24 protein-coding genes are annotated in these 23,884 nt (G+C 69.2%); 2 read left to right on the top strand and 22 right to left on the bottom strand.

What is annotated here, in order from left to right; all coding sequences use genetic code 11:
• Positions 1–23 precede the first annotated feature (23 nt).
• The 5 genes from argB to ACFO27_RS03310 all read right to left on the bottom strand — a co-directional run bounded on the left by argB (position 24) and on the right by ACFO27_RS03310 (position 3,376).
• A complete protein-coding gene (gene argB, locus ACFO27_RS03330) occupies positions 24–929 on the bottom strand; it encodes an acetylglutamate kinase (protein ID WP_376815990.1) in 906 nt (301 codons plus the stop codon).
• 1 nt (position 930) lies between these two features.
• Positions 931–1,425 (bottom strand): peroxiredoxin family protein, encoded by a 495-nt coding sequence (locus ACFO27_RS03325; protein ID WP_323024935.1) that lies wholly within the window; start codon positions 1,423–1,425, stop codon positions 931–933.
• A complete protein-coding gene (locus ACFO27_RS03320; protein WP_376815989.1) occupies positions 1,422–2,132 on the bottom strand; it encodes a BON domain-containing protein in 711 nt (236 codons plus the stop codon). The genes ACFO27_RS03325 and ACFO27_RS03320 overlap by 4 nt, the downstream gene beginning before the upstream one ends.
• Positions 2,132–2,725 carry a phosphoheptose isomerase gene (locus tag ACFO27_RS03315; protein ID WP_323029876.1) on the bottom strand — a complete coding sequence of 198 codons (594 nt, stop codon included), beginning with the start codon at positions 2,723–2,725 and terminating at the stop codon, positions 2,132–2,134. Before ACFO27_RS03315 ends, ACFO27_RS03320 begins: the two co-directional genes overlap by 1 nt.
• Before the next feature lie 168 nt (positions 2,726–2,893).
• Positions 2,894–3,376, bottom strand: coding sequence for a YraN family protein (locus ACFO27_RS03310; RefSeq protein WP_376815988.1), 483 nt, complete (start codon positions 3,374–3,376; stop codon positions 2,894–2,896).
• A gap of 33 nt (positions 3,377–3,409) precedes the next feature.
• On the opposite strand from ACFO27_RS03310, the gene rsmI reads away from it, so the two are divergent.
• Positions 3,410–4,342, top strand: coding sequence for a 16S rRNA (cytidine(1402)-2'-O)-methyltransferase (rsmI, locus tag ACFO27_RS03305; protein WP_376815987.1), 933 nt, complete (start codon positions 3,410–3,412; stop codon positions 4,340–4,342).
• Between the two features lie 4 nt (positions 4,343–4,346).
• On the opposite strand, the gene ACFO27_RS03300 is transcribed toward rsmI, so the two are convergent.
• From ACFO27_RS03300 to ACFO27_RS03255, 10 genes are all read right to left on the bottom strand, one after another.
• Positions 4,347–5,327: a septal ring lytic transglycosylase RlpA family protein gene (locus ACFO27_RS03300; RefSeq protein ID WP_376816397.1), complete on the bottom strand. Its 981-nt coding sequence runs from the start codon at positions 5,325–5,327 to the stop codon at positions 4,347–4,349.
• A 68-nt stretch (positions 5,328–5,395) separates the two neighbouring features.
• Positions 5,396–6,271, bottom strand: a complete 876-nt coding sequence (gene rapZ, locus ACFO27_RS03295) for an RNase adapter RapZ (protein ID WP_323024941.1) — start codon at positions 6,269–6,271, stop codon at positions 5,396–5,398.
• Between the two features lie 91 nt (positions 6,272–6,362).
• Positions 6,363–7,301 (bottom strand): HPr(Ser) kinase/phosphatase, encoded by a 939-nt coding sequence (gene hprK / locus ACFO27_RS03290; RefSeq protein WP_376815986.1) that lies wholly within the window; start codon positions 7,299–7,301, stop codon positions 6,363–6,365.
• Positions 7,273–7,770: a PTS sugar transporter subunit IIA gene (locus ACFO27_RS03285; RefSeq protein WP_376815985.1), complete on the bottom strand. Its 498-nt coding sequence runs from the start codon at positions 7,768–7,770 to the stop codon at positions 7,273–7,275. The genes hprK and ACFO27_RS03285 overlap by 29 nt, the downstream gene beginning before the upstream one ends.
• A gap of 221 nt (positions 7,771–7,991) precedes the next feature.
• Positions 7,992–8,315, bottom strand: a complete 324-nt coding sequence (gene hpf / locus ACFO27_RS03280; protein ID WP_323024944.1) for a ribosome hibernation-promoting factor, HPF/YfiA family — start codon at positions 8,313–8,315, stop codon at positions 7,992–7,994.
• A gap of 283 nt (positions 8,316–8,598) precedes the next feature.
• A complete protein-coding gene (gene lptB / locus ACFO27_RS03275) occupies positions 8,599–9,384 on the bottom strand; it encodes an LPS export ABC transporter ATP-binding protein (protein WP_376815984.1) in 786 nt (261 codons plus the stop codon).
• A 5-nt stretch (positions 9,385–9,389) separates the two neighbouring features.
• Positions 9,390–9,992: a lipopolysaccharide transport periplasmic protein LptA gene (gene lptA / locus ACFO27_RS03270; protein ID WP_376815983.1), complete on the bottom strand. Its 603-nt coding sequence runs from the start codon at positions 9,990–9,992 to the stop codon at positions 9,390–9,392.
• Positions 9,989–10,606, bottom strand: coding sequence for an LPS export ABC transporter periplasmic protein LptC (lptC, locus tag ACFO27_RS03265; protein WP_376815982.1), 618 nt, complete (start codon positions 10,604–10,606; stop codon positions 9,989–9,991). The genes lptA and lptC overlap by 4 nt, the downstream gene beginning before the upstream one ends.
• Positions 10,603–11,205: a KdsC family phosphatase gene (locus ACFO27_RS03260; RefSeq protein ID WP_376815981.1), complete on the bottom strand. Its 603-nt coding sequence runs from the start codon at positions 11,203–11,205 to the stop codon at positions 10,603–10,605. The genes lptC and ACFO27_RS03260 overlap by 4 nt, the downstream gene beginning before the upstream one ends.
• Complete coding sequence (locus tag ACFO27_RS03255; protein WP_376815980.1) at positions 11,205–12,191, bottom strand: KpsF/GutQ family sugar-phosphate isomerase; 987 nt, start codon at positions 12,189–12,191, stop codon at positions 11,205–11,207. The genes ACFO27_RS03260 and ACFO27_RS03255 overlap by 1 nt, the downstream gene beginning before the upstream one ends.
• An 89-nt stretch (positions 12,192–12,280) precedes the next feature.
• Here ACFO27_RS03255 and ACFO27_RS03250 point away from each other — a divergent pair, with 89 nt between their 5' ends.
• Positions 12,281–12,844 carry an adenine phosphoribosyltransferase gene (locus tag ACFO27_RS03250; protein ID WP_376815979.1) on the top strand — a complete coding sequence of 188 codons (564 nt, stop codon included), beginning with the start codon at positions 12,281–12,283 and terminating at the stop codon, positions 12,842–12,844.
• Here ACFO27_RS03250 and cydC read toward each other — a convergent pair.
• The 7 genes from cydC to ACFO27_RS03215 form a co-directional block, all read right to left on the bottom strand.
• The gene (cydC, locus tag ACFO27_RS03245; RefSeq protein WP_376815978.1) at positions 12,738–14,486 is read right to left on the bottom strand and encodes a thiol reductant ABC exporter subunit CydC; all 1,749 of its coding nucleotides are present in this window, start codon (positions 14,484–14,486) and stop codon (positions 12,738–12,740) included. The two genes, ACFO27_RS03250 and cydC, sit on opposite strands and share 107 nt — an antisense overlap.
• A gap of 56 nt (positions 14,487–14,542) precedes the next feature.
• Entirely contained in the window at positions 14,543–16,303 is a 1,761-nt protein-coding gene (gene cydD / locus ACFO27_RS03240) for a thiol reductant ABC exporter subunit CydD (RefSeq protein ID WP_376815977.1), read from the bottom strand.
• A complete protein-coding gene (gene cydX, locus ACFO27_RS03235) occupies positions 16,300–16,428 on the bottom strand; it encodes a cytochrome bd-I oxidase subunit CydX (RefSeq protein ID WP_376815976.1) in 129 nt (42 codons plus the stop codon). Before cydX ends, cydD begins: the two co-directional genes overlap by 4 nt.
• Before the next feature lie 10 nt (positions 16,429–16,438).
• Entirely contained in the window at positions 16,439–17,596 is a 1,158-nt protein-coding gene (cydB, locus tag ACFO27_RS03230; RefSeq protein ID WP_376815975.1) for a cytochrome d ubiquinol oxidase subunit II, read from the bottom strand.
• Positions 17,597–17,609: 13 nt separating this feature from the next.
• Positions 17,610–19,187, bottom strand: coding sequence for a cytochrome ubiquinol oxidase subunit I (locus tag ACFO27_RS03225; protein ID WP_376815974.1), 1,578 nt, complete (start codon positions 19,185–19,187; stop codon positions 17,610–17,612).
• Positions 19,184–19,747 (bottom strand): GbsR/MarR family transcriptional regulator, encoded by a 564-nt coding sequence (locus ACFO27_RS03220; RefSeq protein ID WP_323029872.1) that lies wholly within the window; start codon positions 19,745–19,747, stop codon positions 19,184–19,186. The genes ACFO27_RS03225 and ACFO27_RS03220 overlap by 4 nt, the downstream gene beginning before the upstream one ends.
• Before the next feature lie 151 nt (positions 19,748–19,898).
• A complete protein-coding gene (locus ACFO27_RS03215; protein ID WP_376815973.1) occupies positions 19,899–23,831 on the bottom strand; it encodes a DUF3683 domain-containing protein in 3,933 nt (1,310 codons plus the stop codon).
• Positions 23,832–23,884 lie beyond the last annotated feature (53 nt).

Raw genomic sequence — 23,884 nt, 5'->3', positions numbered from 1 at the left:
GCGCGCCGACGCCGTGCGGGACATCAGTGCGAGCTGATCATGGTGCCCACGCCGCGGTCCGTCAGGATTTCCAGCAGCAGGCAGTGCGGCACGCGGCCGTCGATGATGTGCACCGAGTTGACGCCGAACCGGGCGGCGTCCAGCGCCGAGGATATCTTCGGCAGCATGCCGCCCGACAGGGTGCCGTCCTGGAACAGCGCGTCGATGGTCTGGGCCGACAGGCTGCGCAGCAACCGGCCGTCCTTGTCCAGCACCCCGGGGGTGTTGGTCAGCATGACGAGCTTCTCGGCGCCCAGGACTTCGGCCATCTTGCCGGCGACGACGTCGGCGTTGATGTTGTAGGCCTGGCCGTCCTCGCCGTAGCCGATGGACGAGATGATGGGGATGAACTGGTCGTCCTGGAGCGCCTTGACCACGGCCGGCTCGATGCGCTCGATGTCGCCCACGAAGCCGATGTCCAGCATTTCGCCGGGGTGGTCGGGATCGGGCATGAGTTTCTTGCGCGCCTGGATCAGGCAGCCGTCCTTGCCGGTCAGGCCCACGGCCTTGCCGCCGGCCTCGTTGACCATCATGACGATGTCCTGCTGCACCTGGCCGCCCAGCACCCATTCGACGACTTCCATGGTTTCGGCGTCGGTGACGCGCATGCCCTGGATGAAGGTGCCTTCCTTGCCGATGCGCTTGAGCGCGCTGTTGATCTGCGGGCCGCCGCCGTGCACCACCACCGGGTTCAGGCCGACGAGTTTCAGCAGCACCACGTCGTGCGCGAAGCTGCGCTGCAGGTGCTCGTCGGTCATGGCGTTGCCGCCGTACTTGATGACGACGGTCTTGCCGTGGAAGCGGCGGATGTAGGGCAGGGCCTCGGAGAGGACTTCGGCCTTGAGGGCGGCCGAAGTCTGGGAAGTGATGTCCTGGGCGGTGTTCGTCATGTCAGGAAGCCAGCGCCTGTTCGACCGTGGCCATGAAGGCCTTTTCGTCGTAGTTGCCGAGATAGCGTTTGATGATGTGGCCCTGCTTGTCGATCAGGAAGGCCGTGGGGGTCAGGCGCACGTCGCCGAAGGCCTGGGCGATCTTGCCCTGGGCGTCGATGACCACCGGGAAGGGCAGCTGGCGCGTTTCGGTGAAGTTCTTGACGTAGTTGGGCGGGTCGTACTGCATGGCCACGCCGATGGTGTCGAAGCCCCGGGATTTCAGTTCCTGGTAGTGGCGGATGGTGTCGGGCATCTGCGCCACGCAGGTGGTGCAGCTGGTGGCCCAGAACTTGACCAGCACGACCTTGCCGCGCAGGTCCTGCGTGGTGACGGTGTGGCCGTTCAGGTCGGTGAAAGCGACGTCGGGCGCCGCCTGGGCGGAACCCTGGAACTGCCAGAGGGCGGCGGCGCCGATCGCCACGACGGCCGCCAGGCCGATCAATATCTTTTTCATTGCACGGGCATGGTCTGGACGCCCCCGTCATCGCCCGCGGGCGGCGGGGCGGCGGCGCCGGATGAACTGGAATCGGTGACGGGCGCGGCGCCCTGCTTGCCGGGTTCGGTGAGCAGGGTCTCGCGCGCCACGATCGTGAACAATTTTACGACTTTGTTGACCCCCGAAATACCCGAGGCGGCGGCGGCGGCGCGGCGGCCTTCCTCGTCGGTGACCTTGCCCATCAGGTAGACGACCCCGCGTTCGGTCGTGACCTTGATGGTGCGGAAGGGCACGTTCTCGGTGGCGACCAGCTGGCTCTTGACCTTGGAGGTCAGCCAGGTGTCGTTGGTGCGCACGCTGAGGGGGGTGATGTCCCCGACGCGGATGTAGTTGTCCACCGAGCGGACCTTGGTGATGCCCCGGGCGATGGTCTCGGCCCGCTGGCGGTCGGCCTCGGTGGGGACGTCGCCCACCAGCAGCAGCCGGCCCGCGTAGGACGTGCCGCTGATGCGGGCCTTGTCGCCGAAGGCCTTGTCCATTTCGCTGGAGACGCGCAGTTCGATCGTCTGGTCGTCGACCTGCTCGCCGGCGGTGCGCCGGTCCGTGGCCACGGCGGCGGAGGTGGCGGCAGCGCCGCCCACGACGAACAGGCCGCAGCCCGACAGGGCGGACAGGCAGGAGAGGCCGATCAGGAGGCGGGCGAGCGTGCGGGCGGGAACGGTCATCAGAGAGGGTCTCCCAGGAGCAGGGCGTCGATGCCGTCGCACAGCGCATGCAGCAGCAGGATGTGGACTTCCTGGATGCGCATGGTGCGGTCGTGCGGGACGCAGAGGTGGATGTCGGTCTCGTAGAGCAGGGAATTGATCTGGCCGCCGCCCTTGCCCGTCAGGGCGATGATCTGCATGTCGCGCTCGTGCGCGGCCTCGATGGCGCGCAGGACGTTGGGCGAATTGCCGCTGGTGGTGATGGCCACCAGGATGTCGCCGGGCTGGCCCAGGGCGGCCACCTGGCGCTCGAACACGGAATTGAAGCCGTAGTCGTTGCCCACGGCGGTCATGATCGAGGTGTCGGTGTTCAGGGCGATGCCGGCCAGCGGCAGGCGGTCGCGCTCGAAGCGGCCGACGAGTTCCGCCACGAAGTGCTGGGCGTCCGCGGCGGAGCCGCCGTTGCCGCAGGCGAGGATGCGGGCGTTGTTGGTCAGGGCGCCGAACAGCAGGTCGACCGCGGCCGCCAGGGCGGGGGCCAGTTCGCGGGCGCTGGAGCGAAACGCGTCGACGGCGTCGTCGAAGTGCGACGTCATGCGGGAGGTCATGTCCATGGCGCCGATTATCGCATGAGCGCGCGGCTCCGTTACACGTGAACGTAACAGTTTGCGGGATGAGTCCGGACATCGAGCAGTCCCTGCGGACTGCTCGATGCCTGACGAATCCGACCGGCCTGCAGGCCGGGAGGTGGGGGGATGCGACAATTTTAGAACCTAGGTGTTTTACGCGCGGAAGGCGTCCCGGATCCAGAGGGGCCGGTCCATGTCGAAGGCCACCACGTCGAAGCGGCAGGCCGGCGCGACCCCGTCGAAATGCAGCCGCGCGAGCCAGGGCAGGAAATGGCGCGCGGCCCGGATCAGCCGGGCCTGCTTGGGGCGGTTTACACTGGCGGCGGCGCCGCCGAAGGCCGGATTGCGGCGTTCCCGCACCTCGATGAACAGCAGCAGGCGGCCCTCGCGGGCCACCAGGTCGATTTCCCCGGCGCGACAGCGCAGGTTGGCCGCCAGGATGCGGGCGCCGCGCGCCTCCAGGTGGCGCGCGGCCCGCGCCTCGGCCTCGCGGCCCTGGCGCTGGGTCGGGGATCCGGCAGGCGGCTCGCCGGCGGGTCCGGCGGCCGCCGGACCGGTGCGCCGCGACCGCCGCTTGCGGCGCGCCACCGCCCGGCGCTGGGCCTGCCGGGCGGCTTCGTAGGGGTCCGCGGGCATGGAAAATCCAATCGGCATGAGGAAGGATCGAGTATGACGGACAGCGCAGACTGGGAAAAGGCCGGACCGACGTGGAAACGTCACGCGGAACTGGCGGCGGGCCAGTCCTGGCCTGAGGGCTGCCTGTACGTGGTGGCCACGCCGATCGGCAACCTGGAGGACCTGAGCCTGCGCGCCTGGGAGGCCCTGCGCCGCTGCGACGCGATCGCGGCCGAGGACACCCGCACCACCCGGGCGCTGCTGGATGCCTGGGGGATCGCCACGCCGCTGCTGGCGGCCCACCGCCACAACGAGCGCGAGGCGGCCGAGGCGGTGATCCGGCGGCTGGCCCGGGGCGAGCGCATCGCCCTGGTGTCGGACGCCGGCGCGCCCGCGGTCAGCGATCCGGGGGCGCGGGTGGTGCGCGAGGTCCAGGCGGCCGGCCACCGGGTCGTGCCGCTGCCGGGGCCCAGCGCCGTCATCGCCGCCCTCATGGCGAGCGGCGCCACCCGCGACGAGGAGCCTGGCTTCGCCTTCGCCGGCTTCATGCCGTCCAAGGCCCAGGCGCGCCGCAAATGGCTGGAACGGTGGCTCGCCTGGCCAGTGCCGGTGGTGATGTTCGAGACGCCGCATCGCCTGCGCGCGGCCCTCCGGGACCTGTCGGCGGCAGCCGGGCCGGACCGGCGGGTGACCGTGGCGCGCGAGCTGAGCAAGCGCTTCGAGGAGATCCGGACCCTGCCGGCGGGAGAGGCCCTCGCCTGGCTGGACGGGGACGTCCACCGGGAGCAGGGCGAGTTCGTGCTGGTGGTGCACGCCGCCGTGGGGATCGAGGAACCGGACGAGGACCTGTCGCCCGAGCAGCGCCGGGTCATGGAGGCGCTGCTGGAGGACCTGTCCGTGCGCGACGCGGCGCGGATCGGGGCCCGGGCCACGGGGCTGGCGCGCGACCGGCTGTACGCCTGGGCATTGGCACGGGAAGGCCGCTGAGGGCCTACAGCCCCTGGTCCAGTGCGATCACGGGGTTCAGTCCGGCGGACTCCGCCAGCCGCGAGGCGGTGTGGGCGGCTTCGTCGCGCGACAGGTAGGGGCCCATGCGGACCTTGTAGAGCGGCGGCTGGTGGGTGACGGTGGCGGGGCCGGCCTGGCCCTCGGTCTCGATGTTGACGCGGCGGGCCAGCGCCTGGGCGTTCTGGGCGGAGGAGAAGGCGCCGAACTGCAGGTAGATGCCGCCCGGCCGCCGCGTGTCGGACACCGGGGACGCGGGCTCGGGCGAAGGCGATGGCGCCAGGGGGGCGGACGGACCGGCGGGCAGGCTGACCGGCTGCGCCTGGGCCTCGCCGGACGGCGGGGCCGCCGGGGCCGGGACTGTCGGGTTCGAGGCCGAGGCCATCAGGGGGGCGGCCGGGTAGCGGCCGGCGCGGATGTCGGCGTTGGTGATGGCCTGCACGACCACGCGGCCGCTGCCGGGGCCGATCAGGCCCAGCTTGGCGGCGGCCACGTAGGACAGGTCGATGATGCGCCCCGGATGGAAGGGACCCCGGTCATTGATGCGCACGATCACCGAACGGCTGGTGCCCACCCGGGTCACCCGCGCATAGCTGGGGATCGGCAGGGTCGGGTGCGCCGCCGTCATGGCGTACATGTCGTAGGTCTCGCCGTTGGCGGTCTTCTCGCCGTGGAACTTGCGTCCGTACCACGAGGCCAGGCCTTCCTGGCGGTAGGGCTGGTCTTCGGCGATCGGGATGTAGCGCACGCCGAAGACTTCGTAGGGGCGGAAATTGGCCGGGGCATGCTGCTCGATGCGCGGGACGGCGTCCGGGATGGAGGCGATGTCGGCCGGAATGTCGCTGCCGGGGCCGTCGTCCTTGTAGTAGCCGCCCGAGCGCGAGGCGCAGCCCGCCAGGACGACCAGCGCGGCGCCCAGCAGGCCCAGGATGATCCGATGCCCAAGACGGCGGCCCTGCGCGTTCATGGTGCCCCCTTGGCGCTGGCGCGCCATCCCCCCGTGGGGGAATTCGCGCTTGGGACGGCCCTGCGCGCTCATGGCCTGGGCTCCTGCAGTTTGGGGTTGCGGTGGCGCACCAGCAGGGGGGAGTGATCCGCGAAGCGCCGGGCGAGCTGCTCGGTGACGTAGACCGAGCGGTGCTGGCCGCCGGTGCAGCCGATGGCCACCGTCAGGTAGTTGCGCGTGTCCTGCATGTACAGGGGCAGCCATTTGCGGATGAAGGCGGCGATGTCGTCGATCATGGCCTCGACGCTGCCGAACTGGGCCAGCCAGGCGGCGACCGGGGCGTCGCGTCCCGTCAGGGGACGCAGCTGCGAGTCGTAGTGGGGATTGGGCAGGCAGCGCACGTCGAAGACCAGGTCGGCGTCGCGCGGCACCCCGCGCTTGTAGGCGAAGGACTCGAAGGTCAGGATCACCGCGGGGCGATCGGTCTGGACCAGGTCGCGCACCCAGGCGCGCAACTGCCCCGGCGCCAAGTCCGAGGTGTCGATGACGTGCTCCTGGTTGCGCAGGGGGGCCAGGAGTTCCCGTTCGCGGGTGATGCAGTCCTGCAGCGAGGGGTCCAGGCCCTCGTGCCGCAGGCGGTCGGTCAGGGGATGGCGGCGCCGGGATTCGGAATAGCGCTGCATCAGGGTGTTGTCGTCGGCGTCCAGGAAGATGACGTGCAGCGCCGTGCCCATGGCGCGCAGGCTGGTCAGGATCCCGGGCAGGTCGTCCAGGTCGCCCGGCGTGCGCACGTCGATGGCGACCGCCACGCGCTCCAGGCCGCTGTCCCGGGTGCTGGCGATGAATTCATGCAGGAACCGCACCGGCAGGTTGTCGATGCAGGTGTAGCCGGTGTCTTCCAGCATGCGCAGGGCCACGGACTTGCCGGAGCCGGAGATGCCGGTGATGAGGACGATGTTCAGCATGGCGCGCGCGGCGAGGGGGCCTGCGGCCCCGGGTGGAGGAAGCCTGGCCCGGCGCCGCCGTGGACGACGATGACCGCGCCCGGGCGCGCGGTCATGGCCGGGCCTCCCGGGAGCTTTCCATGATGGCCAGGGCCTGGCGTTCGATGAAGTCGCCCATGGTGTCGATGCCGCGCAGGCTGAGGATGGTGTTGCGCACGGCGGCCTCGACCAGCACGGCCAGGTTGCGGCCCGCCGCGACCTGCAGCATCACCCGGCGGATCGGAATGCCCAGGATGTCCTGGTATTCGTCCTGGGTGGGCAGACGCTCGAAGGTGTCGGGCGTCAGGCGCACCAGGTGGACGATCAGCTTGATCTTCATCTTGCGCCGCACCGAGGTCTCGCCGAAGATCGTGCGGATGTCCAGCAGCCCCAGGCCGCGGACTTCCAGCAGGTTCTGCAGCAGGGGCGGGCACTGGCCCTCGACGAAGTTCGGCGCGGTGCGCGAGAGTTCGACCGCGTCGTCGGCCACCAGCCCGTGGCCCCGGGAAATCAGCTCCAGGGCCAGTTCGCTCTTGCCCAGCCCGGATTCGCCGGTGATCAGGACCCCCAGGCCGAGCACGTCCATGAAGACGCCGTGCACCGTGGTCTTGGGCGCCATCCGCTTGCCCAGGTAGATGCGCAGCAGGTCGATCAGCAGGGCGGCGTCGGTGGGCGTCGCCAGCAGCGGGATCCCGTGTTCCAGGCAGTAGGCCTGGAGATCGTCGGGCGCCTGGGTGCCGGCCGCCAGGAAGATGGCCGGCACGCCTCCGGCCACCAGTTCGTCCAGGTGGTGCCGGCGGCGGCGCGGTTCGAGCCGCAGGTAGTAGGACATTTCCTCGGCGCCGAAGACCTGGATGCGGCCCGGGTGGATCAGATTCAGGTGGCCGACCAGGTCGGCGGCGGCGCCGCCGCCATCGGAAATCAGGCGCTGGCCGGCGGTGTCCTTGCCGGCGATCCAGGAGAAGGGGATCTTCTCGGCGTTGTCACGAATCAGCTCTTGGATGGTCAGCATGTTCAGGGGCCGGGGCGCTCGCGCCAGTCAGGATGAGGTGGTGGACTTCCCGGGGGTCCGTGGACTGTGTCAGGGCCTGGCGGATGCCGGCGTCGGACATCAGGCGGGCGATGCCGGCCAGCAGGTCCAGGTGGGTCTGGGTGGCGGTTTCCGGAATCAGCAGGAAGAACAGCAGGCGGGCGGTGCGGCCGTCGTTGGCGTCGAAGCGGACGGGTTCGGCCAGCCGGATGAAGGCGGCGTGCGGCTCGCGCAGATCCTTGAGCCGCCCGTGCGGGATGGCGACCTCGTGGCCCAGCGCGGTCGAGCCCAGCCGTTCGCGGGCCAGCAGGCTGTGGAAGACCGCGGTGCGCGCGACGCCCTGGTGGTTCTCGAACAGCAGGCCGGCGTGCTCGAAGGCGCGCTTCTTGCTGGTGGCGGCCAGGTCCAGGACGATATTGTCGGGCGGCAGGATGCGGGGTGTGAGATTCATGGCGTCCATTATAGGTAAATGGGCCATCGAAGGAATGCCCCCGCCGGGGGCGGGCCGCCGGCGGAGGAGGGCTCGCAAGGGATGGCCGGGGGAGGGGCGCCGCGCCGGGCCGTGCGCGCGCGGCCGCATGAAACGGGCCGCGTGGAAACAATATGGCCCCGGACGATCGTCTCGAGGCCATGTGGTTGTCCGGGCCGCGGAAGCGGCCCCGCCAGCCGCCGTCAGGCGGGGATTTCCTGGCGCTTGGGAGGTTCGTGGACGTGGTTCTGAGCCTTGGTCTTGTACTTGATGACCTGACGGTCGGCCTTGTCGACCAGCAGATCGATGGCCGCGTACAGGTTGTCATCCGAGGCTTCGCAGTGCAGGTCCTTGCCACGCAGGCGCATGGTGATTTCGGCGGTGTGCTTCAGGGGCTCGATCGAGAGCATGACCTGTGTGTCGATGACCTGATCGAAGTGCCGCAGGACGCGCGCCGTCTTGGTGTGGACGTATTCGCGGATGGCCGGGGTGATTTCCAGATTGCGACCGGTGATTGTCAGGCTCATAGTGCAGACTCCTTGCGGAAAGACGGGGAGGGTTCCGGATGGAACCGGGTACGGACGGGATCAGCCTCCTTTTCTGACAGTTCGATGACAGGTCCAGTGTACCCATTGCCCCCGCCACATCAAGGGCCTGCTTTCGGTGTAGGATAGCGGGATCGGCCCCGAGGGGATGAGCCTGGACACAGGGCAGTCCCTGCGGACTGCGCTGTGCCTGGCGAATCGGAGCGGCGTACACGCCGCGACGTGGGCGGGCCTGCCCAATTCAGCTGGCCTTGCGCCAGGCTGCCTACATTCGAAAATTTTTCCCCAGATACACCTGGCGCACGGCCTCGTTGTCCACGATCTCGTTGGGGTGGCCGCTGGTCAGGACGCGGCCTTCGCTGATGATGTAGGCGCGGTCGCAGATCCCCAGGGTTTCCCGCACGTTGTGGTCGGTGATCAGCACGCCGATGTTGCGGCCCTTCAGGAACTGCACGATGCGCTGGATTTCGATCACGGCGATCGGGTCCACCCCGGCGAAGGGCTCGTCCAGCAGGATGAAGCGCGGGTGGGTGGCCAGGGCGCGGGCGATTTCCACCCGGCGGCGTTCGCCGCCCGACAGCGAAATCGCCATGTTGCGGCGGATGTGCTCGATCTGCAGCTCGTCGATCAGGGATTCCAGGCGTTCTTCCAGGGCGGCGGCCGACAGGGCGTGGCCCTGGGGGTCTCGCTGCAGTTCCAGCACCGCGCGGATGTTCTGTTCCACCGTCAGGCGGCGGAAGACCGAGGCGTCCTGGGGCAGGTAGGACAGGCCCAGCCGGGCACGCCGGTGCATGGGGATGCCGGTGACTTCGTGCTCGTCGATCATGATCCGGCCCGTGTCGGCCGGTATCAGGCCCACGATCATGTAGAAGCTGGTGGTCTTGCCGGCGCCGTTGGGGCCGAGCAGGCCGACGACTTCGCCGCTGTCGACCGACAGGGAAACGTCCTGGACGACGGCACGGCGGCCGAAGGTCTTGCCCAGGCCGATGGCCTGGAGGCTGCCGGACACGCGGGCGGTGTCGGCGGAGGCGTGGTGATCGTGTGCGGGCATGGGAGTTACGGGCGGCCCGCCTTCTTGGCCTTGCACCGGGCGATGGCCTGGTCGATGCGGGACTGGGGCTGGGCCAGGGACCGGACGCGTCCGCCGGCGGCGGCCGAGTTTTCTCCGCCGAACGCTTCGTAGGTGCCGGATTTCTCGTGGTAGATGATCCGGGCGCCCCGCACGTTGTCGAAGGCTTCGCCGCAGATCTGGCGGGTCACGGTCGCCTGGCCCGTCAGGGTGATGTCGCCCGAGGCGCCGGCGTAGTCGGCCTGCAGGCCGGTGGCGATGAGCGTCTCGAATTTCTCGGGGTTTTCCTGGCGGATGGTGACGACCTTGCCCTTGGCGGCCGTGGCGGTGCCGAACTGGTTGCCCTGGGCGTCCTCGCGGGTGACGAGCTTGTCGCCGCGCAGGGTCATCGCGCCCCGGGTCAGGACCACGTTGCCGGTGAAGGTGCTGGTCTTGTTGACGTCGTCGTAGTGCAGGGTGTCGGACAGGATCACCGTGTCGGGTTCGTCCTTGGCCGGCGCGGGCTTGTTCTGCGCGGTGGCCGCCTGGGCGGCCAGGGACAGGGCGCAGGCGGCGATCGATGCGATCAGGGTGGAAGACGGGAGTTTCATGGTTGAGCGTTCTTTTTGGGTCCGGCGTTGCGGGCAGCCTGGTCTTCGCCCGAGATCTTGACGTCGCTGGCCGCCGTGACGGTGAGCTGGCGGGTGCGGTTATCGTAGCGCATGCCCTTGCCGCGCAGCGTGGAATGGCCGTTGACGACCAGCGCCGGCTGGTCCGTGTGGACCAGGTCCCGGTTGGGTTCGATGATGAGCTGGGTGCTGCGCACGTCCAGCAACTGGTGGTCGGCGTCGGGCAGGCGCTTCAGGTGGGCGTTGCCGTTCAGCACGATGCGGTCGCCGCGTTCGTCGAGCGTGCCGTGGTCGGCGGTGCCTTCGGTGATGGGGGCGTTGGGCTGGTGGCCGACCGCGCGCGGCGAGGTGATTTCGTAGGCGCCGGTGTCCGGGAAGTGCTCCATGGCCGTGCCTTCCAGGCGGTTGATGGCGCGCCCGGCGGGGTCGGTGCGCACCATCGTGAACCGGTCCGACCAGGAGTCGCGCTCGTGCGTCACGCGCCGGGGCGGGTCGACCTCGATCGAGCGCAGGGCGTAGTCGGACGCCCACCAGGTGCCCAGCACCAGCAGGCCGAGCAGCAGCACGGCCACGAGACTGGGCAGGCGGTCCTTCACTGGATGGCCCCGCCCAGCGTGGACAGGGACGCCGTGAAGCAGGCGCCCAGGCGGCCCTGGGCCGCTAGGACCAGGTCGCAGCATTCGCGCACGGCGCCCGCGCCGCCGCGCAGGGTGCTGATCCAGTGGGCCGCCTGGCCGACGTAGAAGGGGGCGTTGGGCACACTGGCGGCGAAGCCGACCCGCTGCAGCACGGGCAGGTCGATGATGTCGTCGCCCATGTAGCCCACGGCCTGCAGGGACAGGCCGGCCTCGCGGGCCAGGTCCTCGACCGTGGTGATCTTGTCGCGGACGCCCTGGAGCACGGGCGAGATGCCCAGCTCGGCCGCCCGGCGGGCCGTGATGGCGCTCTTGCGGCCGCTGACCCAGGCGACGCGGATGCCCTGCTCGCGCAGCAGCCGCAGGCCGTGGCCGTCCAGCGCGTTGAAGGGCTTGACGGCCTCGCCGTGCTCGCCGTACCAGAGGCTGCCGTCGGTCAGGATGCCGTCGACGTCGAACACCATCATGCGCACGGCGCGGGCCCGGTCGCGGACCGCTTCCGGAATCCGGGCCAGGATCTGGGCTTCGGTGGGGTGGGAGAAACCGGGTTGTTCGTTCATCAGATGACCTTTGCGGCGAGGAGGTCGTGCATGTGCAGAGCCCCCAATAATAGCCCGTCGCCGTCGAGCACCAGCATCTGGTTGAGCTTGTGCGCGTCCATGATCGAGGCGGCCTCGATGGCGGGCGCGTCGGCCGCGATCGAGCGCGGGTGGCGGCTCATGCCGGCGGAGACCGGCAGGGCGCGGATGTCGCCGTGCTGGGCGATCATGCGGCGCAGGTCGCCGTCGGTGAACAGGCCCACGGGGCGCTCGCCTTCCAGGACGATGGCCATGCCCATGCCCTTGGACGACATTTCGGTCAGGGCGTCGGGGATCAGGGTGCCGGGCGCGACGCGCGGCAGGGCCGCGCCGCTGCGCATGATGTCGGCCACGGAGGTCAGCAGCCGCCGTCCCAGGGCGCCGCCGGGGTGCGAGCGGGCGAAATCCTCGCGGTTGAAGCCGCGCGCTTCCAGGCAGGCGACGGCGATGGCGTCGCCCAGCACCAGGGCGGCCGTGGTGCTGGCGGTGGGCGCCAGGTTCAGGGGGCAGGCCTCCTGGTCCACGGCGGCGTCCAGCGCCAGGTCGGCGCTGCGGGCCAGTTCGGAGTCGGGATGGCCGGTCAGGGCGATGATGCGCGTGCCCATGCGCTTGGCCACGGAAATGATGGTGATCAGTTCCTGGGCCGAGCCGGAATAGGAAATCGCCAGCAGGATGTCCTGGCCGGTGAGCATGCCCAGGTCGCCGTGGATGGCCTCGGCCGCGTGCATGAAGAAGGCCGGCGTGCCGGTGGACGCCAGTGTGGCGGCGATCTTGCGGGCGACGTGGCCGGATTTGCCGATGCCGGTGACGACGACGCGGCCCGGGCAGTCCAGGATCAGGCCGACCGCCTGGTCGAAGCGCGCGTCGACGCGGCCCCGCAGGGATTGCAGGGCCTGGATCTCGATGCCGAAGGTGCGGTCGGCGCTGGCGCGGATCGCCTCCGGGCTGGGCTTGGGGTGGGCATGCATCCCGCGATTTTAAGCGGAACCGGCCCCCCGGTGAGGGGGACGGCTTGTTAAACTGTGCCCGCCCCCATGCCCCCCCACAGGATCCAGCCATGCAAACCGACCCGGCCCAGTACATCCGCGACACGATCCGCACCGTGCCCGATTGGCCGAAGCCCGGCGTGCAGTTCCGGGACATCACCCCGGTCCTGCAGGACCCGCGCTCGTTCCGGGTGCTGATCGACCTGTTCGTCTACCGCTACATGCGCCAGCGCCTGGACCTGGTGGCGGGCATCGACGCGCGTGGCTTCATCGTCGGTTCGGTGCTGGCCTACGAGCTGAACCTGGGTTTCGTGCCGGTGCGCAAGCAGGGCAAGCTGCCGTTCCGCACGGTGGCCGAGGAATACGCCCTGGAATACGGCAACGCGACGGTGGAGATGCACACGGATTCGGTGCGGCCCGGCCAGCGCGTGCTGCTGATCGACGACCTGATCGCCACCGGCGGCACGATGATGGCGGCGTCCCGCCTGCTGCAGCGCCTGGGGGCCAACGTGGCCGAGGCCGCCGCCATCATCGACCTGCCCGACCTGGGCGGCTCGAAGGCGGTCCGGGAATCGGGCCTGCCGGTGTATACGGTCTGTGAGTTCGAGACCGGGACGGAGCATCCAGCGCCATAGTCTGGTCCACCGCTCCGGGCGGCAGGGCCGCATGCGTGGCCAGCACGACGGTACGGCCCTGGGTCGCACGGGGCAGGTCGGCCAGAAATTCCGCCTCCGTGTCGGCGTCCAGGCCTGCGGTCGGCTCATCCAGCAGCAGGACGACCGCGGGCGACAATAGCACCCGTGCCAGGGCCAGCCTGCGTGCCTGGCCGACCGAAAGGCCGGCCCCCGTTTCCCCGATCCAGGTATCCAGGCCATGCGGCAGGCCGCGGACGAAGCCGCCCAGGCGCGCGGCGTCGAGGGCGTGCCACAGGGAATCGTCATCGGCCCGCGGATCGCCGATCAGCAGGTTGGTCCGTATCGTACCGAGGAACAGCGGCGCATCCTGGGCCAGCAGGGCGATGCGGCGATGCAGGTCGCGCTGGGCGCAGTCGCGCACATCGACCCCGCCGAAGCGGATGCAGCCCGACTGGGGATCGTCCAGCCGCAGCAGCAGGTGAAGCAGGGTGGATTTGCCCGAACCGCTGGCTCCGGTCAAGGCGGTGCGGCTGCCGAGGGGGAGATCGAGGTCGATCCCGTCCAGGACTACCCTGTCTGGAGCCTCCGGATAGGAATAGCGCACGCCCCGAATCTGCAGGGCGCCTGCCGTCGGCAGCTTGCCGGGCTCCGGCGGATCGTGCAGGTCGGGTTCCGCGCCCGTGATGGCCTCGATGCGCGTCAACGCCGCAAGCGCCGCGCCCATGCGGGCCGCGCCCCGGACGACGGGGCCCGCGGTCTCGAACAGGCCCAGGGTGGCCAGCAGCAGCCCGGCCAGCACGGGGGGCTGCATCAGGCCGCGCGCAACGGCATCCAGGCCGGCCCACAGGATGGCCAGCAGGGCGGCGCCGGTGGCGGCGTGGATCAGACCCTGGCCGCCGGCGCCCAGGCCGGTCTGGATGCCCCGGGCGCGGGCTGCCCGGCGGCAGGACTGGTCGAAATGCCGCAGGACGGGTGCCGAGAGCGCCAAAGAGAGAATGTCCGCATGGCCTTCGGCGGCTTCCTGGACCGCTGTGCGCAATTGGGCCGCGCTGTCCTGTATGGCCTGGCCGGGCGCTTTGGCCTGGTGCAGCAGGATGGCCGGGACCAGCAGACAGGCCGCGAGAAAAACGGCGGCGACGGCTCCGGCGGCTGCCGGCAGTTGCCATGCCAGGATCGCCGTCATGGCCAGACCGGCCAGCAGCGCGCTGAGCAGGGGCGCCATCAGGGTCAGGAACAGAGTGTCGAGCGCATCGACATCCGATGTCAGGCGCGCCACCAGGTCGCCCGAGCGATAACGGGCCAGTTGGCGTGGCGACAACCGGGCCAGTGCCCGGAAAAGCGTGCCGCGCAGTTCCGCGAGCAGGTGCAATGTAGCCGTATGGCCGGCCAGGCGTTCCGCATAGCGGGCACCGATGCGGATGAACGAGAACCCGCGCACCAGCGCCGATGGCGCGAACAGGTTGAATGTCTGGGCCGCGCTTGCCGAGGCGGCTCCGGCCAGGGCCGCGCCGGTCAGGAACCAGCCGGCGACGCCCAGCAGGCCTGCGCCGGCAGCCGCGGTCAGCAGGGCCAGGGCGACGGTGGCGGCCAGGCTTGGCCAATGGCGCCGGTAGATCTGGCGCAGAAGGTGCCCGCGGCCCATCGGGCGGTCGCCTGGTCTCGCGTCCGCAGGCATGCGTCCGGGGCGGTCCGAAGAGTTCATGCCGCCGTCTCGATGAGGCCGTTCGCGAGCCGGACGCGGCGGGGCAGCCGGCGCGCCACCTCGGCGGAATGGGTGACCAGCAGCACGGTGCGCCCGCGCGCGAAGTCCAGGAGTCCGTCCAGCACGGCATCGCGCATGGCCTCGTCCAGATGGGCGGTCGGTTCGTCGAGCAGGATGAGGCCGGGGTCGCGCAGGTACAGCCGCGCCAGGGCGACACGCTGCGCCTGGCCGCCGGACAGGCCGTGTCCGCGCGGGTCGATCCGGCTGTCCAGGCCGTGGGGCAGATGCCGGGCAAATTCGGTCACGCAGGCCCGTTGCGCGGCGCGGGCGATTTCCGCTGCGCTTGCGTCGGGGCGCCCGAGCCGGATGTTGTCGGCGATCGAACCCTGGAGCAGGAAGGGGCGCTGGCCGATCAGGACGACCCGATCGCGCAGGCTTTCCTCCGGCCATTCGGCCAGGGGGCGTCCGTCGAGCATCAGGGGGCCTTCGGCGGTCTGGAGCCGCGCCAGGACTTCGAGCAAGGTCGTCTTGCCGGCGCCGCTGCCGCCCAGCAGGGCGACGTGCCCGCCCGCCTGGATCGACAATGACAGACCATCCAGGATGGGCCTGGGCCGTTCCGGCAGGCTCAGCCGCAATGGGCCGGCGTGTACGGAGATGCCGGCCTCGCGCGCGTCCCGGTGCCGCGTCCCGGATGGGCCGGCTGGCCGCTCCTGCGGGGGGGTGTCGATGGCCGGCAGGGAATCGAAGGACGCTTCGATCTGGGCGACGGCGGCCCGTGCGGCCGCGCGGTCATGATAGTGGGCGGCGAACTGCCGCAGGGGCGCATAGACTTCCGGCGCCATCAGCAGGCAGAAGAACCCCGCCTGGAGGGACAGGGCCTGTCCGCGCAGATCCAGGTAGCCCAGGTAGCTCAGGCCGATGTAGACAGCGACGCCCGCCACGCCGAGCGCGGCGAAGAACTCCAGCACGGCGGAGGACAGGAATGCGATGCGCAGGACGGCCAGGGTGCGGGCGCGCAGCGTATCGCTGGCCTGGGTGACCGCCTCGGCTTCGGCCTGCGCGCGGCCGTGCAGTTTCAGGGTGGACAGGCCGCGCAACCGGTCGGCGAAGAAACCCGACAGGCGGGCGAAAGTCTGCAGGTGGCGCCGGCTGGCGGCCTCCGCGCCCCAGCCGACCAGGGCCATGAAGAGCGGAATCAGCGGGGCGGTCGTCAGCAGCAGGAGGCCGGCGACGAGGTCGACGGGCAGGATGATGAGTGAAAACGCGATCGGCAGCACCACGGCGGCCGCCATGGACGGCAGGTAGCGGGAAAAATAGCCGTCCAGGGCTTCGGTCTGCTCGACGACCGCGCCCGCCAGTTCGCCGGATGCCTGGCGTCGCGTCCATGCGGGACCGGCCGCCAGCAGGGTGCGCATTAGCGTCCGGCGGACGGCATGCTTGATGCGCTCGGCGGCCAGGGCGCCCGCCCGCTCCGCCATCCAGGCCAGTGCCGCGCGGACCAGGATCAGCGTGGCGATCGCGGCGAGCGGCCGCAGCAGGGTGCCGCGGTCGGCCCCCTGGACGAAGCCGGCCTCCAGGATGTACGCCAGCAGCCAGGACTGGAGAATCAGCAGGCCGCCGGCCAGCAGGGGGGCCGCCGAGGCCAGGGCCAGCGGGACCCGGGCCAGGCGCGCCAGATCCCGCAGCCATCGGGCCTGGTCCGGTGTCGCGGGCTGGAGGATGGCCGGATCGTATTCCAGGCTGGAGCGATCGTTCACTCGGCGTCCGAGGAATCCAATGGCGGCGCGTGCGCATGGCCTTCACGCAGTTCGAACCACATGGCGTTCAGGATGCCGAACGCGCAGGCCAGACCCAGGCCGAGAATCCATGAAAAATACCACATGTCCGGTTCCTCAATAGGCGTGGGGGGAAGTGCCGATCGATTCCGCCGTGACCTTGCCCCGCATCACGCGGTAGACCCAGGCGGTATAGGCGATGACGATGGGCAGCAGGATCAGGGTCACGAGCAGCATGATCCACAGGGTCAGGTGGCTGGATGAAGCATCCCATATGGTCAGCCCCGCGGCGGGTTGGCTCGATGAGGGCAGGATGAAGGGGAACAGCGCGAAGCCTGTCGTCAGGATCACACCGGCGAACGAGGCGGACGAGGCCAGGAACGCCAGGGGACCGACCCGGCCGCTGCGCAGCAGCAGGGACGTGAGCAGCGCCCCGCCCACGCCGGTGGCCGGGGCGAGCCACATCGCGGGCCAGATCGTGAAATTGCACATCCAGCCGCCGGTCTGGAGCGCGACGCTCTTGGCAAGCGGGTTGGAGGGCGCGGCGGGATTGGTGAAGCTGGTGATGGCATGGCCCTGGATGCCGTAGGCCACCCAGAAGCCTCCGATCACGAACAGCACGATCGACAGCAGGGCCGCCGTCGTGCCCCAGCGGCGCGACCGGACCGCCACCATGCCTTCCGTGCGCCAGGCCAGCAGCACGGCCCCGTGCATGGCCACCAGCGTGACGCTCAGGACGCCGGCGAGCAGAGCGAAGGGCGTGAACAGCTGGAAGAAATGGCCCGTGTAGACGGGACGCATGGTGTCCGGGTCGAAGCTGGCGGGCACGCCGAGGATCACGTTGCCCATGGCCACACCGAACACCAGGGCCGCGATGGTTCCGGAAAAGCATAGCGTGGCGTCCCAGCCGCCGCGCCAGCGCGGGCTTTCGAGCTTGCTGCGATACTTGAAGCCGACCGGCCGCAGGATCAGGGCCAGCAGCGCCAGCATCATGGCGAGGTAGAAGCCCGAGAAGGATGCCGCGTACAGGAGCGGCCAGGCGGCGAAGATGGCCCCGCCCGCCGTGATCAGCCAGACCTGGTTGCCTTCCCAGACCGGACCGACGAGGTTCAGCGCCACGCGCCGCTCGGCATCGGTGCGCGCGACGAGGGGCAGCAGCGCGGCCACGCCCAGATCGAAGCCGTCCATGATCGCGAAGCCGATCAGCAGGGCGCCCAGCAGGGCCCACCAGATCACGCGCAGCGTGCCATAGTCCAGAGGAATCAAGGTTTCCATTGCCATCTCCCGTTCAAGCCTGCAGGGGGAGCCGCCCGGCCATGCCGGAAGCCGCCGGATCCAGAGGGTCGCGCGCATCCCCGGGGCCTTTCCGGACGGCATGCAGCATGACTTTCACGCCGATCACCAGCAAGGCGGTATACAGCGCCAGGAAGACCGCCAGACTGATGGCCAGATCCGTGAGCGTCAGGCCGGAGGCCGCGTAGTAGGTCGGCAGCACGCCTTCGATGACCCAGGGCTGGCGGCCGTATTCGGCCACGAACCAGCCGCATTCGATGGCCACCCAGGGCAGGGGCAGGCTCCAGAGAGCGATCTTCAGCAGCCGGGAACTGCCGTCCAGGCGCCCGCGCGAGGCGAGCAGGAAGGCGACGGCGAAGAACAGGATCAGATAGAACCCGACGGCCACCATGATGCGGAACGTCCAGAACAGGGGCGTCACGTTCGGAACGGTATCGAGCGCCGCCTGATGGATCTGGTCGTCCGTCGCCTTGGAGAGGTCCTGTGTGTAGCGCTTGAGCAGCAGTCCATAGCCGAGATCGGGCCAGATTTCATCGAAGCGCTTGCGGGCGGCCTGATCGTCCGGGTGGGCGCGGATGTGGCGCAGGGTCTCGTAGGCGTCGATGCCGTTGCGCACCCGTGTCTCGGCGTGCCTGACCAGATCGTTGATGCCCGGCATGGGTGTCGTGAGCGAGCGTGTGCCGATGATGCCCATCAGGTAGGGGATCTCGAGGGCGAAGTCGTTCTTGCGTTCCGCCTGGTCGGGTACGGCGATCAGGTTGAAGTTGGCCGGCGGCGGCTCGGTCTGCCACATGGATTCCATGGCCGCGATCTTCATTTTCTGATGCTCGGTGGTCAGGTAGCCGCTCTCGTCGCCCAGGACCACCACGGATAGCGAGGCGGCCAGGCCGAAGCTGGCGGCCACGACCATCGAGCGCTTGGCCAGGTCGATGTGCCGCTTGCGCAGCAGGTACCAGGCGCTGATCGCCATGACGAACATGGCGCCCGCGGTGTAGCCGGCGCTGACGGTATGCACGAACTTGGCCTGGGCCACGGGGTTGAACAGCACGGCGGCGAAGTCTGTCATTTCCATGCGCATGGTATCCGGGTTGAACACCGCGCCGACGGGATTCTGCATCCAGCCGTTGGCGATCAGGATCCACAGGGCGGAAAGGTTCGTTCCCAGCGCGACCAGCCAGGTCACGGCAAGGTGGCCGAGCTTGGACAGCCTGTCCCAGCCGAAGAAGAACAGGCCAACGAACGTGGCTTCGAGGAAGAAGGCCATGAGGCCTTCGATGGCCAGCGGCGCGCCGAAGATGTCGCCGACATAGTGGCTGTAGTAGGACCAGTTCATGCCGAACTGGAATTCCATCACGATGCCGGTGGCCACGCCGAGCGCGAAATTGATGCCGAACAGCGAGCCCCAGAACATCGTCATGCGCTTCCAGATCGCGCGGCCGGTCATGACATAGACGCTTTCCATGATCGCCAGCAGGAAGGACAGGCCCAGCGTGAGCGGCACGAACAGGAAGTGGTACAGGGCGGTGGCGGCGAACTGGAACCGCGACAGATTGACGACGTCGAAGTCGATCATGATGGATCCCCCGAGGGTTTGGGACTGCGAAGCTTGCCGGCGAAATCGAGCACTTTCTGGACCCGGGCGCCGAGCCGCATCAGGCTTTGCAGGGTTTCCGGCGGCAGGCGCTGGATTTCGTCGAACCAGTCGGTGGACAGCTCGATCAGCTCCAGCATGGCCTGCATGCGCTGGCGGGCATGGGCCTCGGCCTCGCTTTTGGGTGCCTCAAGGAGCATGTCGCGCAGCAGGCTGAGGGTCGGGTCGATCTCCCGCCTGCGTTTTTCCTCCATGAGGACGCGAAAAATTTCCCAGACGTCGCCCAGCGATTCGTAGTAATCGCGACGGTCGCCGACACGGTTCGCCTGACGGACCAGGCGCCAGGATTGCAGTTCCTTGAGCCCCATGCTGACGTTGGATCGCGAAAATTTCAGCGTTTCGGCGATTTCGTCCGCGTGCAGGGGGTGCTGCGCGATGAACAGGAGGGCGTAGATCTGGCCGACGGTACGGTTCACGCCCCAGCGGCTGCCCATTTCGCCGAAGTGCAGGATGAAGCGCTCGGATTGAGAAGAGAGGAGCATGGCATTTGCTTATTTCTGTAATTTCAGTATTTTCTGAAAATTCGAAGCAAAACAAATTTAGATCAATTTTGATCGTTTGCCAATGTCCCTTCAAAAAAAGGGGTTATTAAGCAACGCCAGGCCCACGCGGCGAAATGGCCATGGCGCCCCGTTACACCAGCACCCGCTCGATGCCCCCCGCGTTGGCGGCTTTCACGTAGTCCGGCATCCAGTTCTCGCCCAGCAGGTGCTTGGCCATCTCGACCACGATGTAGTCGGCCGACAGCCCCGTGTCCTGCTCGTAGCGCGCCAGGCCTTGCAGGCAGGACGGACAGGACGTCACCATCTTCACTTCGCCCTGGAAACCGTCGGCGCGGATGGCGGCGGTGTTCTTCGCCAGTTCTTCCTGCTTGCGGAAGCGGATCTGGGTGGAGACGTCGGGCCGCGAGACCGCCAGCGTGCCGGATTCGCCGCAGCAGCGGTCGGTCTTGATGGCGTTGCCCGCGCCCAGCAGGGATTTCACCGTCTTCATCGGATCCTGCTGCTTCATGGGCGTGTGACAGGGATCGTGGTAGATGTAGCGCACGCCCTGCACGCCGGCGATGTCCACACCCTTTTCGAGCAGGTACTCGTGGATGTCGATCAGCCGGCAGCCGGGGAAGATCTTGTCGAACTGGTAGCTTTCGAGCTGGTCGTAGCAGGTGCCGCAGCTCACCACCACCGTCTTGATGTCCAGGTAGTTGAGCGTCGTGGCCATGCGGTGGAACAGCACGCGGTTGTCCGTGACCATCTGCTCGGCCTTGTCGGCCAGGCCGTTGCCGCGCTGCGGGTAGCCGCAGCACAGGTAGCCGGGCGGCAGCACGGTCTGCACGCCCACGTGCCACAGCATGGCCTGGGTCGCCAGGCCCACCTGCGAGAACAGGCGCTCGGACCCGCAGCCCGGGAAATAGAACACCGCCTCGCTGTCCGGGGCCGTGGCGGCCGGGTTGCGGATGATCGGGATGATGTGCGGGTCCTCGATGTCCAGCAGCTTGCGGGCGGTCTGCTTGGGCAGGCCGCCGGGCATCTTCTTGTTGACGAAGTGGATCACCTGCTCGCGCACCGGGGCCTTGCCCACGGTGGCCGGGGGATGGGCCACCTGGCGCTTGGCCACCGGCGCCAGCAGGTCGTGGGCCAGGCGCTGGGCCTTGTAGCCCATGCCGATCATGGCGGCGCGGGTGGCCTTGATGACGCGCGGATCCTTCGCGTTCAGGAAGAACATCGACGCGGCCGTGCCCGGATTGAAGGACTTCTTCCCCATGCGGCGCAGCAGGGCGCGCATGTCCATGGACACGTTGCCGAAATCGATGTCCACCGGACAGGGGTTGAAGCACTTGTGGCACAACGTGCAGTGGTCGCCGACGTCCTCGAACTCTTCCCAGTGGCGGATGCTGACGCCGCGGCGGGTCTGTTCCTCGTACAGGAAGGCCTCGATCAGCAGCGAGGTCGCCAGGATCTTGTTGCGCGGCGAATAGAGCAGGTTGGCGCGCGGCACGTGGGTGGCGCAGACGGGCTTGCACTTGCCGCAGCGCAGGCAGTCCTTGATGGCATTGGAGATGGCGCCGATCTCGGTGCGCTGCATGATCAGCGATTCGTAGCCCAGCAGGTTGAAGCTGGGCGTCCAGGCGCGCGTCAGGTCGGCGCCCGGCATCAGCTTGCCGGCGTTGAAGCGGCCCTCCGGGTCGATGCGGCGCTTGTAGTCCTGGAAAGGCGCCAGCTCGGCCTCGCTGAGGAACTCGTATTTCGTCAGGCCGATGCCGTGCTCGCCCGAGATCACGCCGTCCAGGTCGCGGGCGATGCCCATGATGCGGGCCACGGCGTCGTTGGCCTCGCGCAGCATCTCGTAGTCGTCGGAGTTGACGGGGATGTTGGTGTGGACGTTGCCGTCGCCCGCGTGCATGTGCAGGGCGACGAAGACCCGGCTTTTCAGGATGCGGTCGTGGGTGGCCTGCAGCCCGGCCAGGATCGCGGCGCATTCGGCGCCCGCGAAATGGCGTTCCATGGCGCCGCGGATGTCGGTCTTCCAGGAGATCCGCAGGGTGTGGTCCTGGACCAGGTCGACGATGCGCGCGTCCGGCTGGGCGGCCAGGCGCTCTTCCAGTTCGGGCCGGCGCTCGCCCAGGCCCAGGCCGGCCAGGGTGTCCAGGCTGTCGGCCAGCGGGGCGTCCAGGTGGTCCAGCAGCCAGGCCCAGCGGCGGCGCACGGCGGCCAGGGTGTCCAGGGCGTCGCGGCGGCGGGCGGAGAGGATCGTGTCGCGGGTGTGCTCGGCGTCGTCGGGATCCTCGGCCTTGCCGGCCGGCAGGTCGCCGTCCAGGTAGTCCTGCAGGGCGTCGGCCAGGCGCAGCTTGTTGCGGGTGGACAGCTCGATGTTGATGCGCTCGATGGCGTCGGTGTATTCGCCCATGCGCGCCAGCGGGATCACCACGTCCTCGTTGATCTTGAAGGCGTTGGTGTGGCGGGCGATGGCGGCGGTGCGGGCGCGGTCCAGCCAGAATTTCTTGCGGGCCTCCGGGCTGGCGGCGATGAAGCCTTCGCCGTGGCGCGAATTGGCGATGCGCACGACCTCGCTGGCGGCCAGTGCCACGGCGTGCTCGTCGTCGCCGACGATGTCGCCGATCAGGACCATCTTGGGCAGGGTGCCGCGCTTGCTCTTGGTGGCGTAGCCGACGGCGCGCAGGTAGCGCTCGTCCAGGTGCTCCAGGCCGGCCAGCAGCACGCCCTGGGCGCGGCCCCGGGTGTCCAGGTAGTCCTTGACCTCGACAATGGACGGCACGGCCTGCCGCGCCTGGCCGAAGAATTCCATGCAGACCGTGCGCGTGTGCGTCGGCATGCGGTGCAGGATCCAGCGCGCGGCCGTGATCAGGCCGTCGCAGCCTTCCTTCTGCACGCCGGGCAGGCCGGAGAGGAACTTGTCGGTGACGTCCTTGCCCAGGCCGGCCTTGCGGAAGCGCCGGCCTTCGATGGTCAGGATCTCGGTCTTCAGCAGCGCCTGGCCGGGGCGCTTGGCGCCGTCGAACCACTTGAGCTCGAAGCGGGCCTCGTCGACCTCGTGGATCTTGCCCAGGTTGTGGTCCAGGCGGGTGACTTCCAGCCAGTTGCCCTGGGGATCCACCATGCGCCACCAGGCCAGGTTGTCCAGCGCCGTGCCCCAGAGCACGGCCTTCTTGCCGCCGGCGTTCATGGCGACGTTGCCGCCCACGCAGGATGCGTCGGCCGAAGTCGGGTCCACGGCGAACACGCGCCCGGCGGCCTCGGCGGCCTCGGCCACGCGGCGCGTCACCACGCCGGCGCCGGTCAGGACGGTGTGGACGGGGGCCTCGACCCCCGGCAGGGCGACGGCCTCGACCGGCCCGATGGCGTCGAGTTTTTCGGTGTTGATGACCACCGAGCGCCAGGTCAGCGGGATGGCGCCGCCGGTGTAGCCGGTGCCGCCGCCGCGCGGGATGATGGTCAGGCCCAGGCGGATACAGGCGCGCACCAGGGCGGCGATCTCGTCCTCGGTGTCGGGCATCAGCACGACGAAGGGGTATTCCACGCGCCAGTCGGTGGCGTCGGTGACGTGCGAGACGCGCGACAGGCCGTCGAAGCGGATGTTGTCGCGGCGGGTCAGGCGGGACAGCTTCTTCAGGGCCGCGTGGCGCAGTTCGGCCGTTTCCACGAAACGGGCCTCGAAGTCGGCGACGGCGGTGCGGGCGGCCGCCAGCAGCTTCTGGACCTGGGCGTCGCGCGGGCCGTGATCGTCGTCGCGGCGGTGGTCGATCTCGGCCAGCCGGTGGTTCAGGGCCTCGATCAGCAGGTGGCGGCGCTTCGGGTCGTCCAGCAGGTCGTCCTGCAGGTAGGGGTTGCGCAGCACCACCCAGATGTCGCCCAGCACCTCGAACAGCATGCGGGCCGAGCGCCCGGTGCGCCGCTGCGAGCGCAGTTCGGACAGCACCCGCCAGGAATCCTCGCCCAGCAGCCGGCAGACGATTTCGCGGTCCGACCAGGAGGTGTAGTTGTAGGGAATTTCACGCAGGCGCGGCGCCTGGGGGGATGCGAGCAATTCGCGGGCGACAGGGGCGTTCATGAAGATGTCGAGGGGTCGGTGCCCCTGGGGTCTGAAGGGGCAATCGCTTAGTG

Origin of the sequence: Castellaniella denitrificans (assembly GCF_042653765.1) — a bacterium.
Classification (GTDB): Bacteria; Pseudomonadota; Gammaproteobacteria; order Burkholderiales; family Burkholderiaceae_B; genus Castellaniella; species Castellaniella denitrificans.
The sequence above is the reverse complement of the archived record's forward strand: the minus strand, read 5'-3'. Positions and strand labels throughout refer to the sequence as shown.